Below are 16717 nucleotides of genomic sequence, written 5' to 3'. Positions count from 1 at the left end.
ATGCAGCTAAGCCGAGATTGCAAGGTTGCTTAATTTTTATTTTTCTCTAGGAGTCCGGGGTGCAGAAGTTATTGGCGGTTTTTATTTTGATTGGGTTGATGCTTTCAGGTTGTGTCTATGTCGACATGAATGTGGTGAATAAGCCTGAACCGGGCTTTGATATGAGTACAGTCCACACGTTTGCGTATAAAAAGTCCAATGATTCCAAGAGTGATCTTGAAGCTGTCTTGCTAAAAGCTGCACGAGTCGAGTTAGAAGCAAAGGGATTTGTTTATGACGTGAATTCTCCTGAATTTCTTGTGATTGTTAATTTTAGTTCCAAAGCTGTGATGGAGAGAGGAGTTACATATAAACGTGACTCATATAACTACGATTACCTAAGCAATTCATACACTGATATCGGTGTTGTTAAGGCAAGTGACGCCGATAGAAATGATAATATTGTGCGATTATATATGGTTACTCCTGAAAATGAAGGTCTGAAAACTTTTCTCTGGCGCGGTAGCGCATCCAGTCAGGGGCAGGAAGGTGTTGATGTCTTCGGTAAGTGTCTTGTTAAAGGGGCTTTGCTGAAGTTTCCTGCGGCAAACGGATCTTTTCGTGAGAAGCTTCGCTTCGGCACATGTGAATAGAATTTAAGTTTTCATTATTGGTTATATAGCCCTCGAAGCAATACTTTCGAGGGCTTTTTTATGCGCTGTTTTTGATATGTTGTTATGAATTTCATCAACAAATTTAAAATCAAGCTTGACTTAATCGAAAAGTATGGGCACTTTTTTGTTTCTATATAACAATATGTTTATATAGCGAATTAGGAATGTATGTTCTGAGGGGAACGGAAGGCGGTGAAATTTCGCCGCAGATGGGAAGAAGTTGAGCCTTCTCTTGTTAATATGGTTCAGGCTGCTAAAAGGGTGCGTCGGAAAATTTAGTAAAGCAATGTCTCCCCGGGTTGGATCTATATTTTTTGATCCGGAGAGGCTTTAATTATAGGAGATAATACAATGAATGTGGCAAGCAGCATAAAAGAGTCCAACCAGTTTTTTTCTTTTGAATTTTTTCCTCCCAAAGAAAAACAGGCATGGGGTAACTTTACTGAAAAAGCGGAAAGACTGGCTAATTTAAAACCTCTTTTTGCATCGGTCACTTATGGAGCAGGGGGATCAAGCCATGATAATTCCCTTGATGTTTGCGGAGTCATTAAAAAAGAAATGGGGGTCGATATTCTTGCTCATTTGACCTGTGTGGGAGCAAGCGAAACGTCAATTGATGACTTTGTAGGCAGACTAAATGATGCGGGAGTTTCAGATATTCTGGCACTAGGCGGTGATGGGCGAAAAGATGATGTGAATAATGAAAGCCGATTTTTTCATGCCGCAGATCTCGTTGAATATGTTGATGATAAATTTTCAGATGTGGGAATAGCTGTTGCCGGATATCCGGGCGGGCATCCTGATGCGTCAACTATTGCGCAGGATATAAGATATCATTGTGATAAACTTTCCAGAGGATCGGATTTTACTATTACTCAACTGTTTTTTGATAATCGCCAATACTTTGATTATGTCAGTAGACTTGAAATTTCGGGGTTTGAGCAACCGGTAATACCCGGAGTTTTACCTATTCAATCATTAGGGTCATTGCGGAGAATTATGGGGCTTTGCGGGGCATCTATTCCGGGAGATTTATATTGCGGGGTTGAAAAAGCTTTTGAGGCCGGCGGTGACAAGGCTGTAATGGAGTTCGGATTTAATTTTGCGCAGCAACAAATAGCAGGTCTTCTCGACGGCGGCGCTCCCGGTGTTCACATTTATACACTTAATCGAGCTTCGATGTGTGAGCGTTTGATCGGAAGTTTAAAATCTGATGGCTATTTTATTTAAATTATACATTATGTCCCCGCCTACCGAGTCTTACGGTAAACGGGGACGTTTTTTGTCTAGAGAAAACCTTTAAATACATTTGCAAGATTTGCGGCTGTTTTAACCTGTTCAGGGCCGTTTTCAATTATGAAAGGCAGAATTTTATCAGAATAGTCTCCAAGACTGGAAAGCATTGAGCTGCTTAAACTTTTTGAAGACGGAGCTGCCATGAACTGTTTGATCTCTGTATAAAGAGTTTTTGCTTCGGCTACAGATTGTTTGCCGGAACTGTAAGCTCCGGAAGCGTCTGTGTAGATAGACTTTGCTTTATCAAGACTTGCGGGGTTGTTAAGAAGCTGTTTCAGTCTGCCGGTCAGGTCCATACCGCCCATTTCTGATTTAAGACTTTGAGAATATGAGTTCATTTCCATCAGTTTCGTGAGTCCGGTTGCAGAGTCAAAGGAGCTTATCTGTTCAACAGCTCCTGCGTGCTGAGTTGGATTGATGAGACTCATGGTTGCGGTCTGCGCGCTTATGAGACTTTCAGTCGAGTCTGAAAATCCTGAATATACATTTTTAGCGCGATTTAGCAGGGTTGCACCATCGGTAGCGGTTTGGGCTGAATCAGTCGCCGTCTTAGCGGTTTCAGCTGTGGATGAAAGGTCATTCATACTGAAGGCCTTTGCTGTTGAGATCTGAACAAGTAAGAAAGATAAGGCTATGAAAGATATAAATAAAGTTTTTGATGCAGAAAAATAAGTTCTCATAATAAACGCTCCTTTTTTTTGTAGATTATTACCATACTTAAAAGAGAGAATTTTTGCCATGTTTTTTCATACCTGCACGATAGAAAACTTATCTTCATGATTTTATTTTCGTCTAAGCATATATACACCAGCAAAAATTAATGCCGTTGCGAAGTAATCCACTAATTCAATTGGTTCTCCGACGATAGCTGATCCAATCACAAGAGCGACAAGGGGAGGAATGTAGCTAACAGAAGATGCGGTGACAGCCCCCATCTTTGAAGCGATGTAATAGTAAATTATGTAAGCTAAGCCTGTGCCGAGAAGGCCCAGTCCTACTATTAATCCAATTGACGCATTGTAGCTGGTCCATATGGCTGACATTCCGTCATAGCTGGTTGTAAGTGACAGCAGGATCATAGCGAAGCCAAGTTGATAAGTTGTAATGGCTGATGCAGGAATGTTCAGAGGTGTTATGAATTTTCTTGCGTAAACGAATGAAGATCCGACACTTAATGAGCCTGCGACCATGTAGAATACTCCCTCAAAATTCGAAGAAAGCAAACTGTCGCCGGAAGGGCGGGCGATGATGACAACACCTATAAAACCTATGGCGATGCCGACAATTTTCATAAGAGAAGGCTTTTCTTCTGGAATGAAAAGAATAGCAAGTATGAATGTGAAAAGGGGAATAGAACCACTAAGTGCGCCAGCTACGCCGGTAAGTAATAATGATGTTCCTTTGACAAAACAATAATAGTTTAGGGAGGTTGCAAGTAAGGCCATCACCAAAAAATGGGCAGAGTGTTTTAGGTGATCTAAACATAGTGATTTTTTGACAAGAGCATAAATTAGAACTGGGAAAAAGCCGAAAATAGTCCTGAATAATACAATTTGAGCGGGACTGATTAGTTCGGAAGCAAGCTTCATGCATATGAAATTACTCCCCCATATTACGCCGAGCAGTACAAATGCTATAATGGGAAGATGCTTAGAATTGCTTGTCATTGACTACCTATATTAAAATTATGGCTGATGATCATGGTGGGTTTTGAAAATAAAAAAGGGTTGTAGCTAGCTGCTACAACCCTTAATTTTTTGAGTGGTGCCGAAGAGAAGACTCGAACTTCCACGGAGTAACCCCCACTAGACCCTGAACCTAGCGTGTCTACCAATTCCACCACTTCGGCACTCAGAAGCACTGTATATATTGATTAAAGAACTCTTTGGCAAGCGTTTTTTAGAGGTAATCATTTCGCACGAATAGAAAATATATTGCCCAGTGTAAAACTTGGAAAGTATGTGTCATTGTGAACTCAATTAAAATTCTAATTGTTTGTAGCTAATAGTCTTGTTATACCTTTATAAATCAGGAAAATATTCAGGGGGAATATACATGATCCCATCTTCACTTATTCCGGCGATAAATACTCTCGCAGTTGCGCCTATCTGGCTGGAAACTCTTTTGGTAACTACTTTTGCGATACACCTTTTACTCATGAATATTGCACTTGGCGGAACAGTTCTTGTTGCTTGCCATAGCTTGAGTGGTGGAAGCAAAATTTCGCGCGACCTTTCCGGTAAACTGCCGACTATACTTGCTTTAGTCATTAATGCCGGAGTGCCGCCGCTTCTGTTTGTAAAAGCGATTTACGCTCAGTTTAATTACACTTCATCGGTGTTGATGGCGGTATACTGGCTTGTGGCAGTTGTTGCTCTGCTTGTCGGTTATTATGGCCTCTATTGGCATTACTACCGCTACGAAAGTATGAAAGACGGCGGGCGCAAGGGGTTAATCTTCATGGTGCTGTGCATACTTTTATATGTAGGGTTCATGCTTTCTAATAATATGACGCTTATGCTCAGACCTGATCACTGGCTAGCGTACTTTGATAATCCTAACGGGTTGGTGCTCAATCTTAATGATACGGCATTGATGCCGCGTTATCTGCATTTTATGGTTTCCGCGCTGGCTATCGGCGGTTTGTTTGTGGCGATTCTGGGCAAAAGGAAATCTGATCAGGATTACGTTGCAACAGGTTTCAAGTGGTTCGTGTGGGCTACCGTTGTTAATATTGGTGTCGGATTATGGTTCCTGATGGTGCTTCCCAGAGAAATTATGCTGATTTTTATGGGAAAGGATATGCTTGCAACTTCGCTGCTTGGAATAGGACTGGTGGGAACTGTAGCCCTGATATATGCCGGAATGAAGCAAAAAGTGGTACTGTCATCTGTTCTTACCGTGATTATGGTCTATGTGATGGTAGTCATGAGGCATTTGCTGAGAGATGCGTACCTTGCTCCTTATTTTAAAGTCGAAGACATTCCAGTCACAGGTCAATATTCTCCTTTTTATTTATTTCTCATATCGCTGGTAATTGGAATCATCTCGATAATCTACATGCTTAAGCTTATGTGCAAGTCGGGGAGGAGTTAATTATGGAATATCCAATTTGGCACCTCACCACTTTCGGCGGCGGCTTCTGGATTGCTTTTATCGCAACCATCCATGTTTTTGTGGCTCAGTTTGCTGTAGGCGGAGGTTTGTTTCTGGTTTTAAGTGAGCAGATGGCTTATCGCACCGGTTCGGATGAACTGCTGGACTATGTAAAAAAACATTCAAAATTTTTCTTGCTCCTGACCATGGTATTCGGAGGAGTCAGCGGTGTTGCCCTCTGGTTCAGCATGGCTCTTTTAAGTCCGCAGGGGGCGCTTATTCTTGTCCGCGAATTTCTATTTGCGTGGGCAACTGAGTGGGTCTGGTTTGTGGGCGAAATTGTGGCCCTGCTGATTTATTTTTATTCATGGGACAAAATGAGCCGTTCTGATCATATAAAGATAGGCTGGTTCTATTTTATTTTTGCGTGGCTTTCACTTTTCACTATCAACGGTGTTGTCGGCTTTATGCTTACTCCCGGAGAATGGTTGCAAACCCACGATTTCTGGGATGGAATATTTAATCCTACTTTTTGGCCGCAATTGTTTTTCCGTTCTTTTCTATCGGTTATGCTGGCTGGTCTTTTTGGTTTTGTAACAGCGGCGTGGCTTAAAGATCCAGTTATCCGCTGTAAGATGGTTCGTCTTTGCAGCATCTGGACTTTGCTCGGGCTTATTCTGTTATTGCCGTGCGGATATTGGTATCTGATGGCTTTGCCTCCTGAACAGGCCGAGATGATTTTAAATAAATCACACCGGGTTGCATATTTCTTGAAGATGTATCAGATCACCGCTCCGATTATTCTTGTGGGTGGACTGATCATGGCAATCTGTATGCCTCGTAAAGTAAAGTTCCCGTCAGCTTTGATTTTACTTTTGATCGCATTGGTTTTTTACGGCTCATTTGAATTTATCCGCGAAGCCGGAAGAAAGCCTTATGTGTTGTGGGGAGTTGTATATTCCAACTCGGTCATGGTTGATAAAGCTGCCGAGATGGAAGGCAAATCTCTTTTGCAGGAAGCTAAATGGGTGCCGGATAATTTAAGAAAAATTACTGATGAGAATAAACTTAAGGCCGGAGCATGGCTGTATCAGATGGAATGTGTTTCGTGTCATGCCATTAACGGACCTATGAACGATATTGTGCCTAGGACTGCTAAGTACAGCGCTGCCGGACTGGATGCGTTTATTTCAGGAATGGGTAAGCTCAGTAAATATATGTCTCCTTTCTTAGGTGACGAAACTGAACGGATGGCTCTTGCCGAATACATCGACAGCCTCAGTCCGCAGGTTAAAACTGTGCTTGCAGACGTGAAAGAAGCAAAGGTTGAACCTGCTCCGTTCGTAGCGGATCAAGAGTATGTTTTAATGGCATGGCCTCTGGAAGGATTGCGCTTGATTGTAGAAAGTGAAGGGCGGGTTTCGGTTTCCGAAAGTGGAAGCAAGGTACGCGCACAATTGCTTCTGCGTGGCGATCCTCCTGAAGTTGTAACCGATGATGTGAAGATAATCTGTGAGCTTAAAAATGCTCATCAGCCTTATAAAATGAAGGTTAAAGACGGATTCTTTGAGTCTCCTTCTATAAATGCGCTTCCATATTCGGATGACGGATATCAGCCGTTGCCGCTGGTGGAAGTCAGCGCGGTTGATGGTGCCGGAGAGATACTTGCAACTACAACGATTGTTCTTCCGGTTTCAACGCGGGCTAGTTGCAATAATTGTCATGGCGGCGATTGGGCTGTTAAAGATCAGGGGGGACTTGCTGCGCAAACTGCGGACGATTTCCTGAAAATTCATGATCGTGATAACTATACGGATTTTGTAGCGCGAGTAGAGTCTGATGCCTGCGATACGATTGACTGCTTAAGCTGTCACGACGGCGACACTCAGCTTGATTTGTCGACGGCATTGCACGGTTTCCATGCAGTTTACCTTTCCGGTAAAGATAATGAAGCCTGCACCATGTGTCATCCGCAGGAGAGTTTGCGCGGATTGCATCGTACTGTGGGGATGGAGTGTGTGAATTGTCATGGCGTGATGGAAAATCATGCTCTGGCATTGCTCAAGGCGGAAGAAGATAAACCCGTTGCAAAAGATTTGATTGGTCTGCTGATGCCCGTTGACATGGAGATGGAAGAGATTAATCCGCGCACGCCTTGGACGCAGGAGCCTGACTGTCTCACCTGTCATGTGGACTTTGCCGGACCTGATACTGATTCTGCTTTTAATGTCTGGAACGAGGATAAGTCTGAACTGTTCCGTAATCGCAAGGATGAAATGGACGCGGTTATGTGCGCAGCATGTCACAATGCACCGCATGCCGTTTTCCCTGCCGAGGATGAACGCGATAATCTGCGCGCGCTTCAGTATATGGGGGAAGCAAAGCCGATAGGCTCAGGCGGAACCTGCACAGTCTGCCATGAAAATGATATGGACTATGCTGCACATCATCCCGGAATGGGGCTTGAATAGCAAAATCATATTCATAATAAATTAGGCAAAAAAAAGCCCGTCCAAGTAACCTTGGACGGGCTTTTTTAAATGTCTGAATATTTACTAAGCACGTCTCAAAAGAGGCTTGCCGTTGTTTGAAGATTTGTTAACTGAGCTCATTACGCGATCAGAGTCATCACCGGGAACGGAGAAAGTGGACTGCTGACCGTTAATCTTAACATGCTGAATGCGGACAGGATTGATTTTGGATCTGAGGCAGATCATATCAACCAGTTTGCGAGGAGTCATGCCGTGGGCGCGACCAACACAAGCTGTGAATCTAACTCTACCGCGAGCGCTGCCGCTAGCTCCATTACGTCCGCCTTCGTCGATTCTGCGGTAAGTTTTCTTATCCAGAACGTTACCCTGTGAATGTTTGAGAAGCGCTGCGATTATTTCGACAGCTTCGCTTGATTCGAGCAGTTCACTTGCAAGCGGCAGGTAGGACAAATGCTTGCCGTTGGTGACGATATCGGTAAGCTCAGCACCCATGTGTGCTTTTTTTGCTTCGATGACCTGGTCAATAGTAGGCAGAGCTTTCTTTTCTATTTTTGCGCCGGTTACTTTGGAGATATATCTGAGTTTACCGAATTCATGAGGGTTGATCAAAGTAACAGCGATACCGCTCTTACCTGCACGACCGGTGCGGCCGATGCGATGAACGTAACTCTGCGGGTCCTGTGGAAGAGCAAAGTTGACAACATGAGTCAGGTCAGGAACGTCAATGCCTCGTGCTGCAACGTCAGTGGCAACAAGAATTTTACATTTACGGTTTCTGAATTTACGGAGAATTTCTTCACGGCGAGACTGTGAAAGGTCACCATGAATTGGTTCAGCTGGATATTTTCTTTCATTGAGAGCAGCGGCTACGCGGTCAGCGTCTGCACGTGTTCTACAGAAAACCAGTCCGTAAAAGTCGTTCTGGGAATCGATAACACGGCAAAGAGCTTCCAGACGGTCGCGTTCAGGCATTTCGTGGTAAACCTGTTCGGTGAGAGGAATCTCATTCTTTTCAGGTTTAACAGAAACGACATCATAATCACCCATGAATTTACGGGCAATACGCATAACAGCCTGAGGCATGGTTGCGGAGAAAAGCAGTGTGCGGTGTTTGCCACTGGCGTTTTCCATGATTTCGCTTACGTCTTCAAGAAAGCCCATGTTACACATTTCATCTGCTTCATCCAAAACAAAGAAGGAAATGTCTGCAAGTTTTAAAGTTTTTCTTTTGATGTGATCGAGAACACGTCCGGGAGTACCGACAACTATGTCCGCGCCGCTCTTGAGAGCTCTAAGCTGAGGAAGCATAGCCTGTCCGCCGTAAACGGTAGCAATGCGAACTCTTCTATTTCCACGGAATGAGCTGATTTCGTCAGCAACCTGCATAGCAAGTTCACGTGTAGGAGTGAGGACGATTGCCTGAACATGTCCAGCGCCTTCACGAACGTTTTCAAGGATAGGCAGACCGAATGCAGCGGTTTTACCTGTTCCGGTCTGAGCCTGACCAACGATATCTTTTTCACCGGAAAGGAGCATAGGAATTGTCTGTGCTTGAATAGGAGTAGGTTCGGTGAAACCTTTTTTTGAAAGTGCGTCGATAATTGCATCTGAAAGGCCGAGATTTCTAAATTTTTCCATATTATTTATTTTCTTTTATGTGTGTTGAAGTGGTTGATTATATAAGTTGAGTAATGAAAACAGGGCAATAAACATCATAAAGGGGCCATTTAATAAATAGTCCCATGTTTAATTCCCGTTATTCAGCTAATCCGGATTTTTTATAAACCATCAGTCGGTTATCTAAAACTTTTGCATAAGCAAAAATAATAAAAACACGATCAACTCTTCGTGATCGAAGGTTCCGGGTCGGCGGAAATTGCGGGGTGCAAACAAAAGAAAAGCCCACCCCAAGAAAATATGGGGAAGTCTTTCTACCGTAATTAATGTCCGGTAATTGAGGGGACCGTCCGGTTATCGCGATCTACAAACAGCAAGCGGGTAGCAAGCCAGTCAAAGGCAGATCGTACTTATCCTTAGAACAGCCAAGCGGGGTGCTTAGCGTTATGGTCCCTGTAATTTAAAAGGAGTTCTAAGGTCTATCGTCTATTAGGTAGGACGGAGTACGAAACAGGTACACTGCCCTTGCATGATTCGATTCTGAAAAACACAGAATCAACACAACCGGATTTGGACGGACGATGACCCTTTAAGCATCAAATTGAAAGTGGGTCAAGTGTTTTCTTTGGGGGAGGGGGGGTGTTTATATTGTGGAATATCTTACTTGATATCGCATATTGCAGGTGACACTTGACAGTGTACTTAGAAATAACAATGATGTTGTTATTGTTAATATTTCATTCTCGTAAAGGGATAGTTTTAAAGCAAGGAGGAGTCTTTATGAATTTTTCAATACCTGTACTAAATCGGGTTTCTAAAGATGATTTTGTTGGTTTTTGGTCAAGTTTTTACGGGGATTCTGATGCTGATAGAGTCTATCTAGATAATATTGATCAACCATTGACTCAAGAGCGGATTTTGGAATTATTCAAATGGAAATATGGCGGCAGAAAAATGCCAGCAAAAATTGTAGAATCTGTTAAAAAAAAATATCAACCTGATTCTTTTGTGCCACACAGCCCTTCGGATTACGATAAAGTTATTGAGTTCCTTAAAAAACATACAACTGTTATTTGGCCTATTTTTTGGCTTCATTGTAATAACCGTGATAAATTTCCTATTTTTGATCGCCACGTATATTGTGCTATGAGGTATTTGCAAAATGGAAAGATTTGTAACATTGATGAACTGTCATATTCAGCCCAAAGAGAAGTTTACTTGAAGGAATATATTCCATTTTTTGATGAGTTCGAGAACGACAGGGATTTTCGCAAAGTAGATAGGGCTCTCGTTACATTTGGTGCTTGGCTGACAACCAATAAGGAAAAGCTAATTACAACGTTAAAGTGATTCGTGGGAAAGATAAAAAACGAAGATGAAATTCATTTAACTGATGAATTAGCTCTTTTGGTTAAATTTAATTGAACACATAAATAATATATTAAAATATTTCTCTACCAATATAGTTCCTCGCTGAAGTATGCAGAAAAGTATAACCATGAGTCATATAAATTAGGTCTTTTATAGTTGAAGGCATGCCCCTTTTTTTCAATCATTGCTAATAAATCATAATTAGGTATCGTATTGAAAAAATGGAGGAAATTGCTTTGAAAAAAAGACTTGTAAGTTTACTGTGTGCCTTGTTCATTCTTTCCATCTGTAGCATCTCTTATGCATCTGATGGTCACGAACTCTCTTGGGGAAAAGACTTTTCAACATTCAAGAATTTGACCTTCTCGCACGAAAGCAATGACATTAAATACTATGTAGTGAAAGGCGAAAAGGTTTGTGAAGTCACTAAGGTTGCTGCTGCTAAGGTTACTTATGCTTTCAAAGGTGGAAAGTTGTATGCCCGAATAGTAAATATCTTTGATTCTTCTGATCTTGATAAGCTTTACAAGCATTTCAGTGATAGTTTTGGCAAATCAAAAGTCTCCACTCAAGATGGCTGGACTGTCAACAAGTGGACTAAAGGTGATATTAAAATCAAACTGAAAGAAGATATTGAAGGAACAGTACATAAGCTCACAATGTACTATATGCCTCTTGCCAGCTAATTTAGTCTTTTAATAAAACCATAAAAAAGCCGCAACTTACGTTGCGGCTTTTTTTATGAAAGATGGTGCCGAAGAGAAGTGAGCGAGAGCCTACGTATGTAGTTCTTCCATTCTTGTTTGAACAGGAAAACGATGATCGTAAGCTAGGTTGAACATATAGCTGTAAATCAAAAAGAAAAGAGCTATACCTGCATCGAAGATCAAAGCCTGCAAGGCTCCCATTTGGAACCAGTACATAAAAAATGGGACCATAAGACCAATAAGTCCCACTTCAAAGAAAAGAGCATGACAGATACGCATATGGGCAGGACGAGGCATGAGAGGTTTCTTCATTTTGATTAATATTTTATCGAATCCTAAATTGTATATATAATTCCAACTCATGGCGATTATGCTTACGATAATCGACATGGCTCCTATTTCATGAGGGGGGCGGCCTGTGATAATTGAAGTGCCGGGGATGACAATAATTAGGGCTATTCCTTCAAATAATATGGTGTGGCGGATACGGTCAGAGATGGTTCGCATGTTAATTCCTTCTAATGTGTAAAAAATTTAAGCTATGCAGGTAAATTTGTTATTGGCTCACGCTTGGAGGCAATAATATATCTAGCAATTCGTGGGCATACTTCAGGGTGATAATCTTTTGGTCTTGAATATCTTGTTGATTAACCTGTTCCAAAATCCACGTAGTGTGAAATGGAATATGAAAGGCGTGTGATCCTATGTTTATCACGGGGAGAATGTCGGACTTGATTGAATTTCCGACCATGAGAAACTGATCGTGCGCTATGCCATGTTTTGTGAGCAGCTTTTCATAAAGAGTTTCATTTTTTTCACTTACTATTTCCACATAATTAAAATAGTTCAATAATCCTGACTGATGGAGCTTGCGTTCTTGTTCAATTAAGTCGCCTTTTGTTATAAGCATGAGTTTGAAATGGCTCTGTAGTTGCTGCAAGGTGTTTTCTATGCCGTGAAGCAGTTTGACGGGGTGGGTTTGCATTTCTTTGCCCATGCCTATGATCTTTTTAAGAATGTCTCCATCTATTTGACCTTGGGAAACTTCTAGGGCCGTTTCCATCATGGAAATAATAAATCCTTTGATTCCATATCCAAATATTTGCAAATTGCGGCTTTGAATTTCTTCAAGTTGCTTGCCAACGTTCTCGGGAGTCCTATAGTCTGACAGCATCGCGCACAGGTTGGTTGTTGCCTTTTGGAAAAAGGGTTCATTCACCCATAGAGTGTCGTCTGCATCGAATGCAATAACATTGATTTTTTTTTTATACATTGTTTCTCCAATTGTTTTGATTGAAGGAATACATAAAAGTATTTTGTGTTAAAAGGACATTTGTCCTGAGGGTGTTCATATGGAAGCATTGCACAATAAATTAGCTTTGGATTTGCTGAAAGCTTATGAGGTAAGGTCTCTATCCTTGGCACACCAAGGCCTTGAGGTTTTCTTGCGGGCAGGAGAAAATGTAATTTTACAAGGTTCTGCGCCGAAAAATGTTTTTATTATATTGGAAGGGGCTGTTAAAATTTTCCATAGTACGCTGAAAAGTAGCGATTATCTTATTGCCATAGAAGGCCCGGGCGAGATATTGGGAGAGGTCGAGATTTTAACTGGAGAATTATATAGTTGTTCTGTGGAAGCTATTGAAAATGTTCGGATGGCTGCACTTACGAAAGAGGATTATCTGCAGTGGTTGGAATCCGACCACGACTTTACTTTGTTGATAAACAAAATAATTTGTGATCGGCTGCAAAAAATCACTAAACGTGCGGCAACCCATTTATCATATCCTTTGGAGTATTCGGTGTTGAAGCTTTTAAAATTGTTGTCAAATGATAGCAATTCTAGAGTATTGTTTGTCTCCAAAGGAGAAATTGCCGATTACTTGGGAACAAGCTTCAGAAGCGTTAGCAGGGTCTTATCCATCCTGTATGAACGGGAAATTCTTAAAAGTGGAAACGGGACAATAGAGATAGTATCAATAGACACATTGAATAACGTTTTGTCAGCTTACGAAGAATAAAAGAGCGAGAATAAAGTATTTGCTGTTTGGTCTCTAACTGTTTGTGGCTATCTTGTCGGTTTTATATTGTTTCACGCCGAAAAGAAAAAAGGGTTACAGCTATTAAGCTGTAACCCTTTTTCTTTGAAAGATGGTGCCGAAGAGAAGACTCGAACTTCCACGGAGTAACTCCACTAGACCCTGAACCTAGCGTGTCTACCAATTCCACCACTTCGGCACGACGGTGGATATAAATTGAAGTTACGGTGAATGCAAGTGTTTTCTGCTCGGTGCATATTAATAAAAAAGTCCAAGACTACGCATTATTATATGATGTAATCTTGGACTTAGTTTTTAGCTTATTTTCTGAAATCGATAGGGATGTAATTTCTCTGAGTCTGCCCGGTGTAAATCTGTCTTGGGCGGTTGATCCTTGTGGTTGGATTTTCGAAATCCTCATACCAGTGAGCAATCCAGCCGGGAAGTCTGCCTATGGCGAACATTACAGTGAACATTGCAACCGGAATGCCCAGTGCCCGCAAAATTATTCCAGAGTAGAAGTCAACATTTGGATACAGTTTGCGTTCGGTGAAGTAATCATCTGCAATTGCTTTTTCTTCAAGTTCCAGCGCGATATCCAGAAGCTGGTCGTTGAAACCGTTCTGGAGCAGATTGTCCGCGGCCTTTTTAAGGATGCGCGCGCGGGGGTCAAAGCTCTTGTATATGCGATGACCGAATCCCATGAGTCGGCATTCTTTCTTTTTCACTTTTTCCAGATATTCATCAATGGTGATGTCACCGTCTTTGATCTGCTCGAGCATATCGATAACCGCAGCGTTTGCTCCGCCGTGTAGTTTGCCCCACAAAGCGCAGATTCCGGCTGATACGGATGCAAAAATATTTGCCTGAGTAGATCCGACCATACGCACTGTGGAAGTGGAACAGTTCTGCTCATGGTCGGCATGGAGCATGAACACTAATGAAAGAGCTTTTACTGCTTCAATCGGTGGATCATAATGTTTGTTCGGAATGGAAAACATCATGTGCAGAAAGTTATGGCAGTAGCTAAGATCCGGGTCTGGGTACATGAAAGGTCTGCCGATGGATTTTCTGTATGAAAATGCGGCAATGGTTCTGACCTTGGAGATCATTTTACCCACAGCAAGGAAAAATTCAGACTTATTGTGAATGTCGTAAAGGTCAGTATGATAACTGCCGAGCGCATTGATTACAGCTGAAAGAATAGCCATAGGCTGACTCTTGTGTGAAGGGAAGCCGTTGAAATGATGCAGCAGATCTTCGTGAATCAGTTCTTCGGCGCAAAGCAGCGCTCTGAATCTGGCAAGATCTTCTTTCAGAGGCAGTTCTCCGAAAATCAAAAGCCATGCTGTTTCAATGAAATTCCCGTGTTCTGCCAGTTCCTCGATGGGATAGCCTCTGTAATGCAGAATGCCGTTTTCGCCATCAACAAATGTGATGTCACTTTTGCAGGAACCGGTATTTCCGAAACCGGGGTCGAAGGTGATTAATCCGCTTTGTGATCGCAGATTTGAAATATCCAGACCAACTTCGCCTTCTGATCCTGTGATGATAGGTAAGTCATATTTTTTACCTTTGTAATTAAGAGTAGCTTTTTCTTCATTGCTCATTGGTGGGGTCTCCTGAAAAGAACTGAATTTTACTTGATGCCGGGGTATTGCGGTGTCCGGTTTCAGGGGGTTTTTGTGAACCTTGAAAAAATCCGGATGGCTGAGCGGGCAATCTTGTTGCTTTGTCACTGGGATCAAGTCAGCTGCGGCTTGATTAATGTCGCCAGTGTATAAGTTATACGGCTGAAAAAGCGGGGTTGAAGACTGGTGCTTCCTTCCCTGATGTTCTAAGACCACTACGTAATTTGTCAGAAAATGTCCAGTGTTAACAACTCTCGCCTTCTCTTCTTGAAAGGGTGAGCCCGGCTGAATAATTATTATAAATGAGGTGGATTAAACCTCAATTATTCGTAAATTCGGTACTCTATGCCATGTTTGCGAATCCGGTTATGAATGGTTCCCCGACTAACTTTCAGGATACGGGCCGCTTCGCTTTTGTTTCCTGCGGATTTTTTAAGTGCGTATATAAGTTGATCTTTTTCGTTTAACTCGCTTGGCAGTGTATCATCTGTGGCTATATGCTGAATTTCAGGGCAGGCACAATATTTTTCTGAAAATGCACCGATTTGCGGTGGTAGATGTTCGGGCTGCATGGGGCCTGCTTCTTTTACCACTGCGGCATATTCCAACGCACTTTTCAATTCACGCACATTTCCGGGCCAGTCGTATTCAATAAGTTTTCGCATTGTTTCAGGCGTGGGGCATTCCGTCTTATCCAGATTCGGATTAATATTGATGAAATGTTCAACCAGCAGGTGCAGGTCTTCCTTCCGATCTCGTAGGGGAGGCAGGTGTACAGGGATTACGTTGATGCGGAAAAAGAAATCTTCGCGGAATTTTTTGTTCAGCACCAGTTCCTGCAAATTTTGATTTGTTGCGGTGATGAGTCTGGCGTTCATGGAAAGTGACAGGCTGTCGCCCACCCTTTCGAAGGTGCGTGTTTCAAGCACTCGTAGTAGTTTGACCTGAATAGGGAGCGGCACATCTCCTATTTCATCCAGAAAAATATCCCCGTCTCCGGCTTCTTCAAATCTTCCGGCTCTGTGTCTGTAAGCTCCGGTGAAAGCTCCTTTTACATGTCCGAATAGTTCACTCTCAAGTAATGCGTCGTTCAGGGCCGCACAATTGAGTTGTACAAAGGGTTTTTCGCTTCTCGGACTGAGTTCATGGATGGCCTGTGCGGCAAGTTCTTTTCCCGTTCCTGATTCTCCGAAAATTATTACAGGGGCATCTGATTGTGCGGCCTTTTTGATGAGTGCATATACTTTCTGCATGGACGAAGATTTGCCGACAAGCCCGCAAAAGCGTTCATCCTCATGATGTAATTTTAGTGACAGTTCTTGTATTTTAAGTTCCTTGCGATCTAGTTCCGATATGTCAGTAAATGTTTCAACCGCGCCAATTATTTCTCCATTTTCATTTTTAAGCAGGGAAGCGTTTTTCAGCACATGCAGATATGAACCGTTCTTGCTGATAATGTGGCAGTTCTTGCGGTTTTCTTTGTGGGTATTGAATAATTTGCACCAGTGTTGCTTGCCTAGTTTTCTTGAACGCTCGCAAGCATCACAGCCAAGTACTGAACATGGTTTATCGAGCAACTCTTCTCGTTCAAATCCGGTCATTCTTAGTAATGCGTCATTAACCAGCATGATGGTTCCGTCCGGTCGGATAAGAAAAAGGCCTTCGTTCATGGTGTCGATTACTTTACGAAGATATAAATTAATTTCCTGATCTTTCATGCTTTTTAGTCTTCCCGTTTACTTTAATGCCACGATTATGTGTGGCTGTTTTACACGTGTCCAATTGTGTTCAATTTGTCAGTGTATATGTATATAT

General features: G+C 42.3%; 14 protein-coding genes and 2 tRNA genes. 7 read left to right on the top strand and 9 right to left on the bottom strand.

Going from position 1 to position 16717, the window contains the following annotated elements; all coding sequences use genetic code 11:
- The first annotated feature begins 59 nt into the window (after positions 1 to 59).
- Together BLT41_RS08845 and BLT41_RS08840 are read left to right on the top strand one after the other, a co-directional pair.
- Positions 60 to 632: a DUF4136 domain-containing protein gene (locus tag BLT41_RS08845; protein WP_092160223.1), complete on the top strand. Its 573-nt coding sequence runs from the start codon at positions 60 to 62 to the stop codon at positions 630 to 632.
- A 372-nt stretch (positions 633 to 1004) separates the two neighbouring features.
- Complete coding sequence (locus tag BLT41_RS08840; RefSeq protein WP_092160221.1) at positions 1005 to 1883, top strand: methylenetetrahydrofolate reductase; 879 nt, start codon at positions 1005 to 1007, stop codon at positions 1881 to 1883.
- Between the two features lie 56 nt (positions 1884 to 1939).
- Here the strand turns inward: BLT41_RS08840 and BLT41_RS08835 are convergent, their stop codons facing one another.
- The 3 genes from BLT41_RS08835 to BLT41_RS08825 form a co-directional block, all read right to left on the bottom strand.
- Entirely contained in the window at positions 1940 to 2629 is a 690-nt protein-coding gene (locus BLT41_RS08835; RefSeq protein ID WP_092160220.1) for a hypothetical protein, read from the bottom strand.
- A gap of 102 nt (positions 2630 to 2731) precedes the next feature.
- A complete protein-coding gene (locus BLT41_RS08830; protein ID WP_092160218.1) occupies positions 2732 to 3616 on the bottom strand; it encodes a DMT family transporter in 885 nt (294 codons plus the stop codon).
- Between the two features lie 95 nt (positions 3617 to 3711).
- Positions 3712 to 3798: transfer RNA gene (locus BLT41_RS08825), tRNA-Leu, on the bottom strand.
- A 206-nt stretch (positions 3799 to 4004) separates the two neighbouring features.
- Between BLT41_RS08825 and BLT41_RS08820 the strand changes: the two genes are divergently transcribed.
- Positions 4005 to 5045: a hypothetical protein gene (locus tag BLT41_RS08820; protein WP_092160216.1), complete on the top strand. Its 1041-nt coding sequence runs from the start codon at positions 4005 to 4007 to the stop codon at positions 5043 to 5045.
- 2 nt (positions 5046 to 5047) lie between these two features.
- Positions 5048 to 7516, top strand: coding sequence for a cytochrome ubiquinol oxidase subunit I (locus tag BLT41_RS08815; protein WP_092160214.1), 2469 nt, complete (start codon positions 5048 to 5050; stop codon positions 7514 to 7516).
- Positions 7517 to 7600: 84 nt separating this feature from the next.
- Here the strand turns inward: BLT41_RS08815 and BLT41_RS08810 are convergent, their stop codons facing one another.
- The gene (locus BLT41_RS08810) at positions 7601 to 9175 is read right to left on the bottom strand and encodes a DEAD/DEAH box helicase (RefSeq protein WP_092160213.1); all 1575 of its coding nucleotides are present in this window, start codon (positions 9173 to 9175) and stop codon (positions 7601 to 7603) included.
- 759 nt (positions 9176 to 9934) lie between these two features.
- Between BLT41_RS08810 and BLT41_RS08805 the strand changes: the two genes are divergently transcribed.
- Complete coding sequence (locus BLT41_RS08805; protein ID WP_092160211.1) at positions 9935 to 10504, top strand: hypothetical protein; 570 nt, start codon at positions 9935 to 9937, stop codon at positions 10502 to 10504.
- A 257-nt stretch (positions 10505 to 10761) separates the two neighbouring features.
- Entirely contained in the window at positions 10762 to 11211 is a 450-nt protein-coding gene (locus tag BLT41_RS08800) for a hypothetical protein (protein ID WP_139167342.1), read from the top strand.
- A gap of 90 nt (positions 11212 to 11301) precedes the next feature.
- On the opposite strand, the gene BLT41_RS08795 is transcribed toward BLT41_RS08800, so the two are convergent.
- Both BLT41_RS08795 and BLT41_RS08790 read right to left on the bottom strand, forming a co-directional pair.
- On the bottom strand, positions 11302 to 11739 hold the full coding sequence (locus BLT41_RS08795; RefSeq protein ID WP_092160207.1) for a PACE efflux transporter: 438 nt from the start codon (positions 11737 to 11739) through the stop codon (positions 11302 to 11304).
- Positions 11740 to 11788: 49 nt separating this feature from the next.
- Positions 11789 to 12505 carry an HAD family hydrolase gene (locus BLT41_RS08790; RefSeq protein ID WP_092160205.1) on the bottom strand — a complete coding sequence of 239 codons (717 nt, stop codon included), beginning with the start codon at positions 12503 to 12505 and terminating at the stop codon, positions 11789 to 11791.
- Between the two features lie 79 nt (positions 12506 to 12584).
- On the opposite strand from BLT41_RS08790, the gene BLT41_RS08785 reads away from it, so the two are divergent.
- A complete protein-coding gene (locus tag BLT41_RS08785) occupies positions 12585 to 13253 on the top strand; it encodes a Crp/Fnr family transcriptional regulator (protein ID WP_092160204.1) in 669 nt (222 codons plus the stop codon).
- 131 nt (positions 13254 to 13384) lie between these two features.
- On the opposite strand, the gene BLT41_RS08780 is transcribed toward BLT41_RS08785, so the two are convergent.
- The 3 genes from BLT41_RS08780 to BLT41_RS08770 all read right to left on the bottom strand — a co-directional run bounded on the left by BLT41_RS08780 (position 13385) and on the right by BLT41_RS08770 (position 16620).
- A tRNA-Leu gene (locus tag BLT41_RS08780) sits at positions 13385 to 13470 on the bottom strand.
- A gap of 121 nt (positions 13471 to 13591) precedes the next feature.
- Positions 13592 to 14881 (bottom strand): citrate synthase, encoded by a 1290-nt coding sequence (locus BLT41_RS08775; protein WP_092160202.1) that lies wholly within the window; start codon positions 14879 to 14881, stop codon positions 13592 to 13594.
- A 344-nt stretch (positions 14882 to 15225) separates the two neighbouring features.
- Positions 15226 to 16620 carry a sigma-54 interaction domain-containing protein gene (locus BLT41_RS08770; RefSeq protein ID WP_092160201.1) on the bottom strand — a complete coding sequence of 465 codons (1395 nt, stop codon included), beginning with the start codon at positions 16618 to 16620 and terminating at the stop codon, positions 15226 to 15228.
- Positions 16621 to 16717 lie beyond the last annotated feature (97 nt).

Origin of the sequence: Maridesulfovibrio ferrireducens, assembly GCF_900101105.1 — a bacterium.
Classification (GTDB): Bacteria; Desulfobacterota; Desulfovibrionia; order Desulfovibrionales; family Desulfovibrionaceae; genus Maridesulfovibrio; species Maridesulfovibrio ferrireducens.
This window is presented reverse-complemented; position numbering and strand designations above follow the sequence as displayed.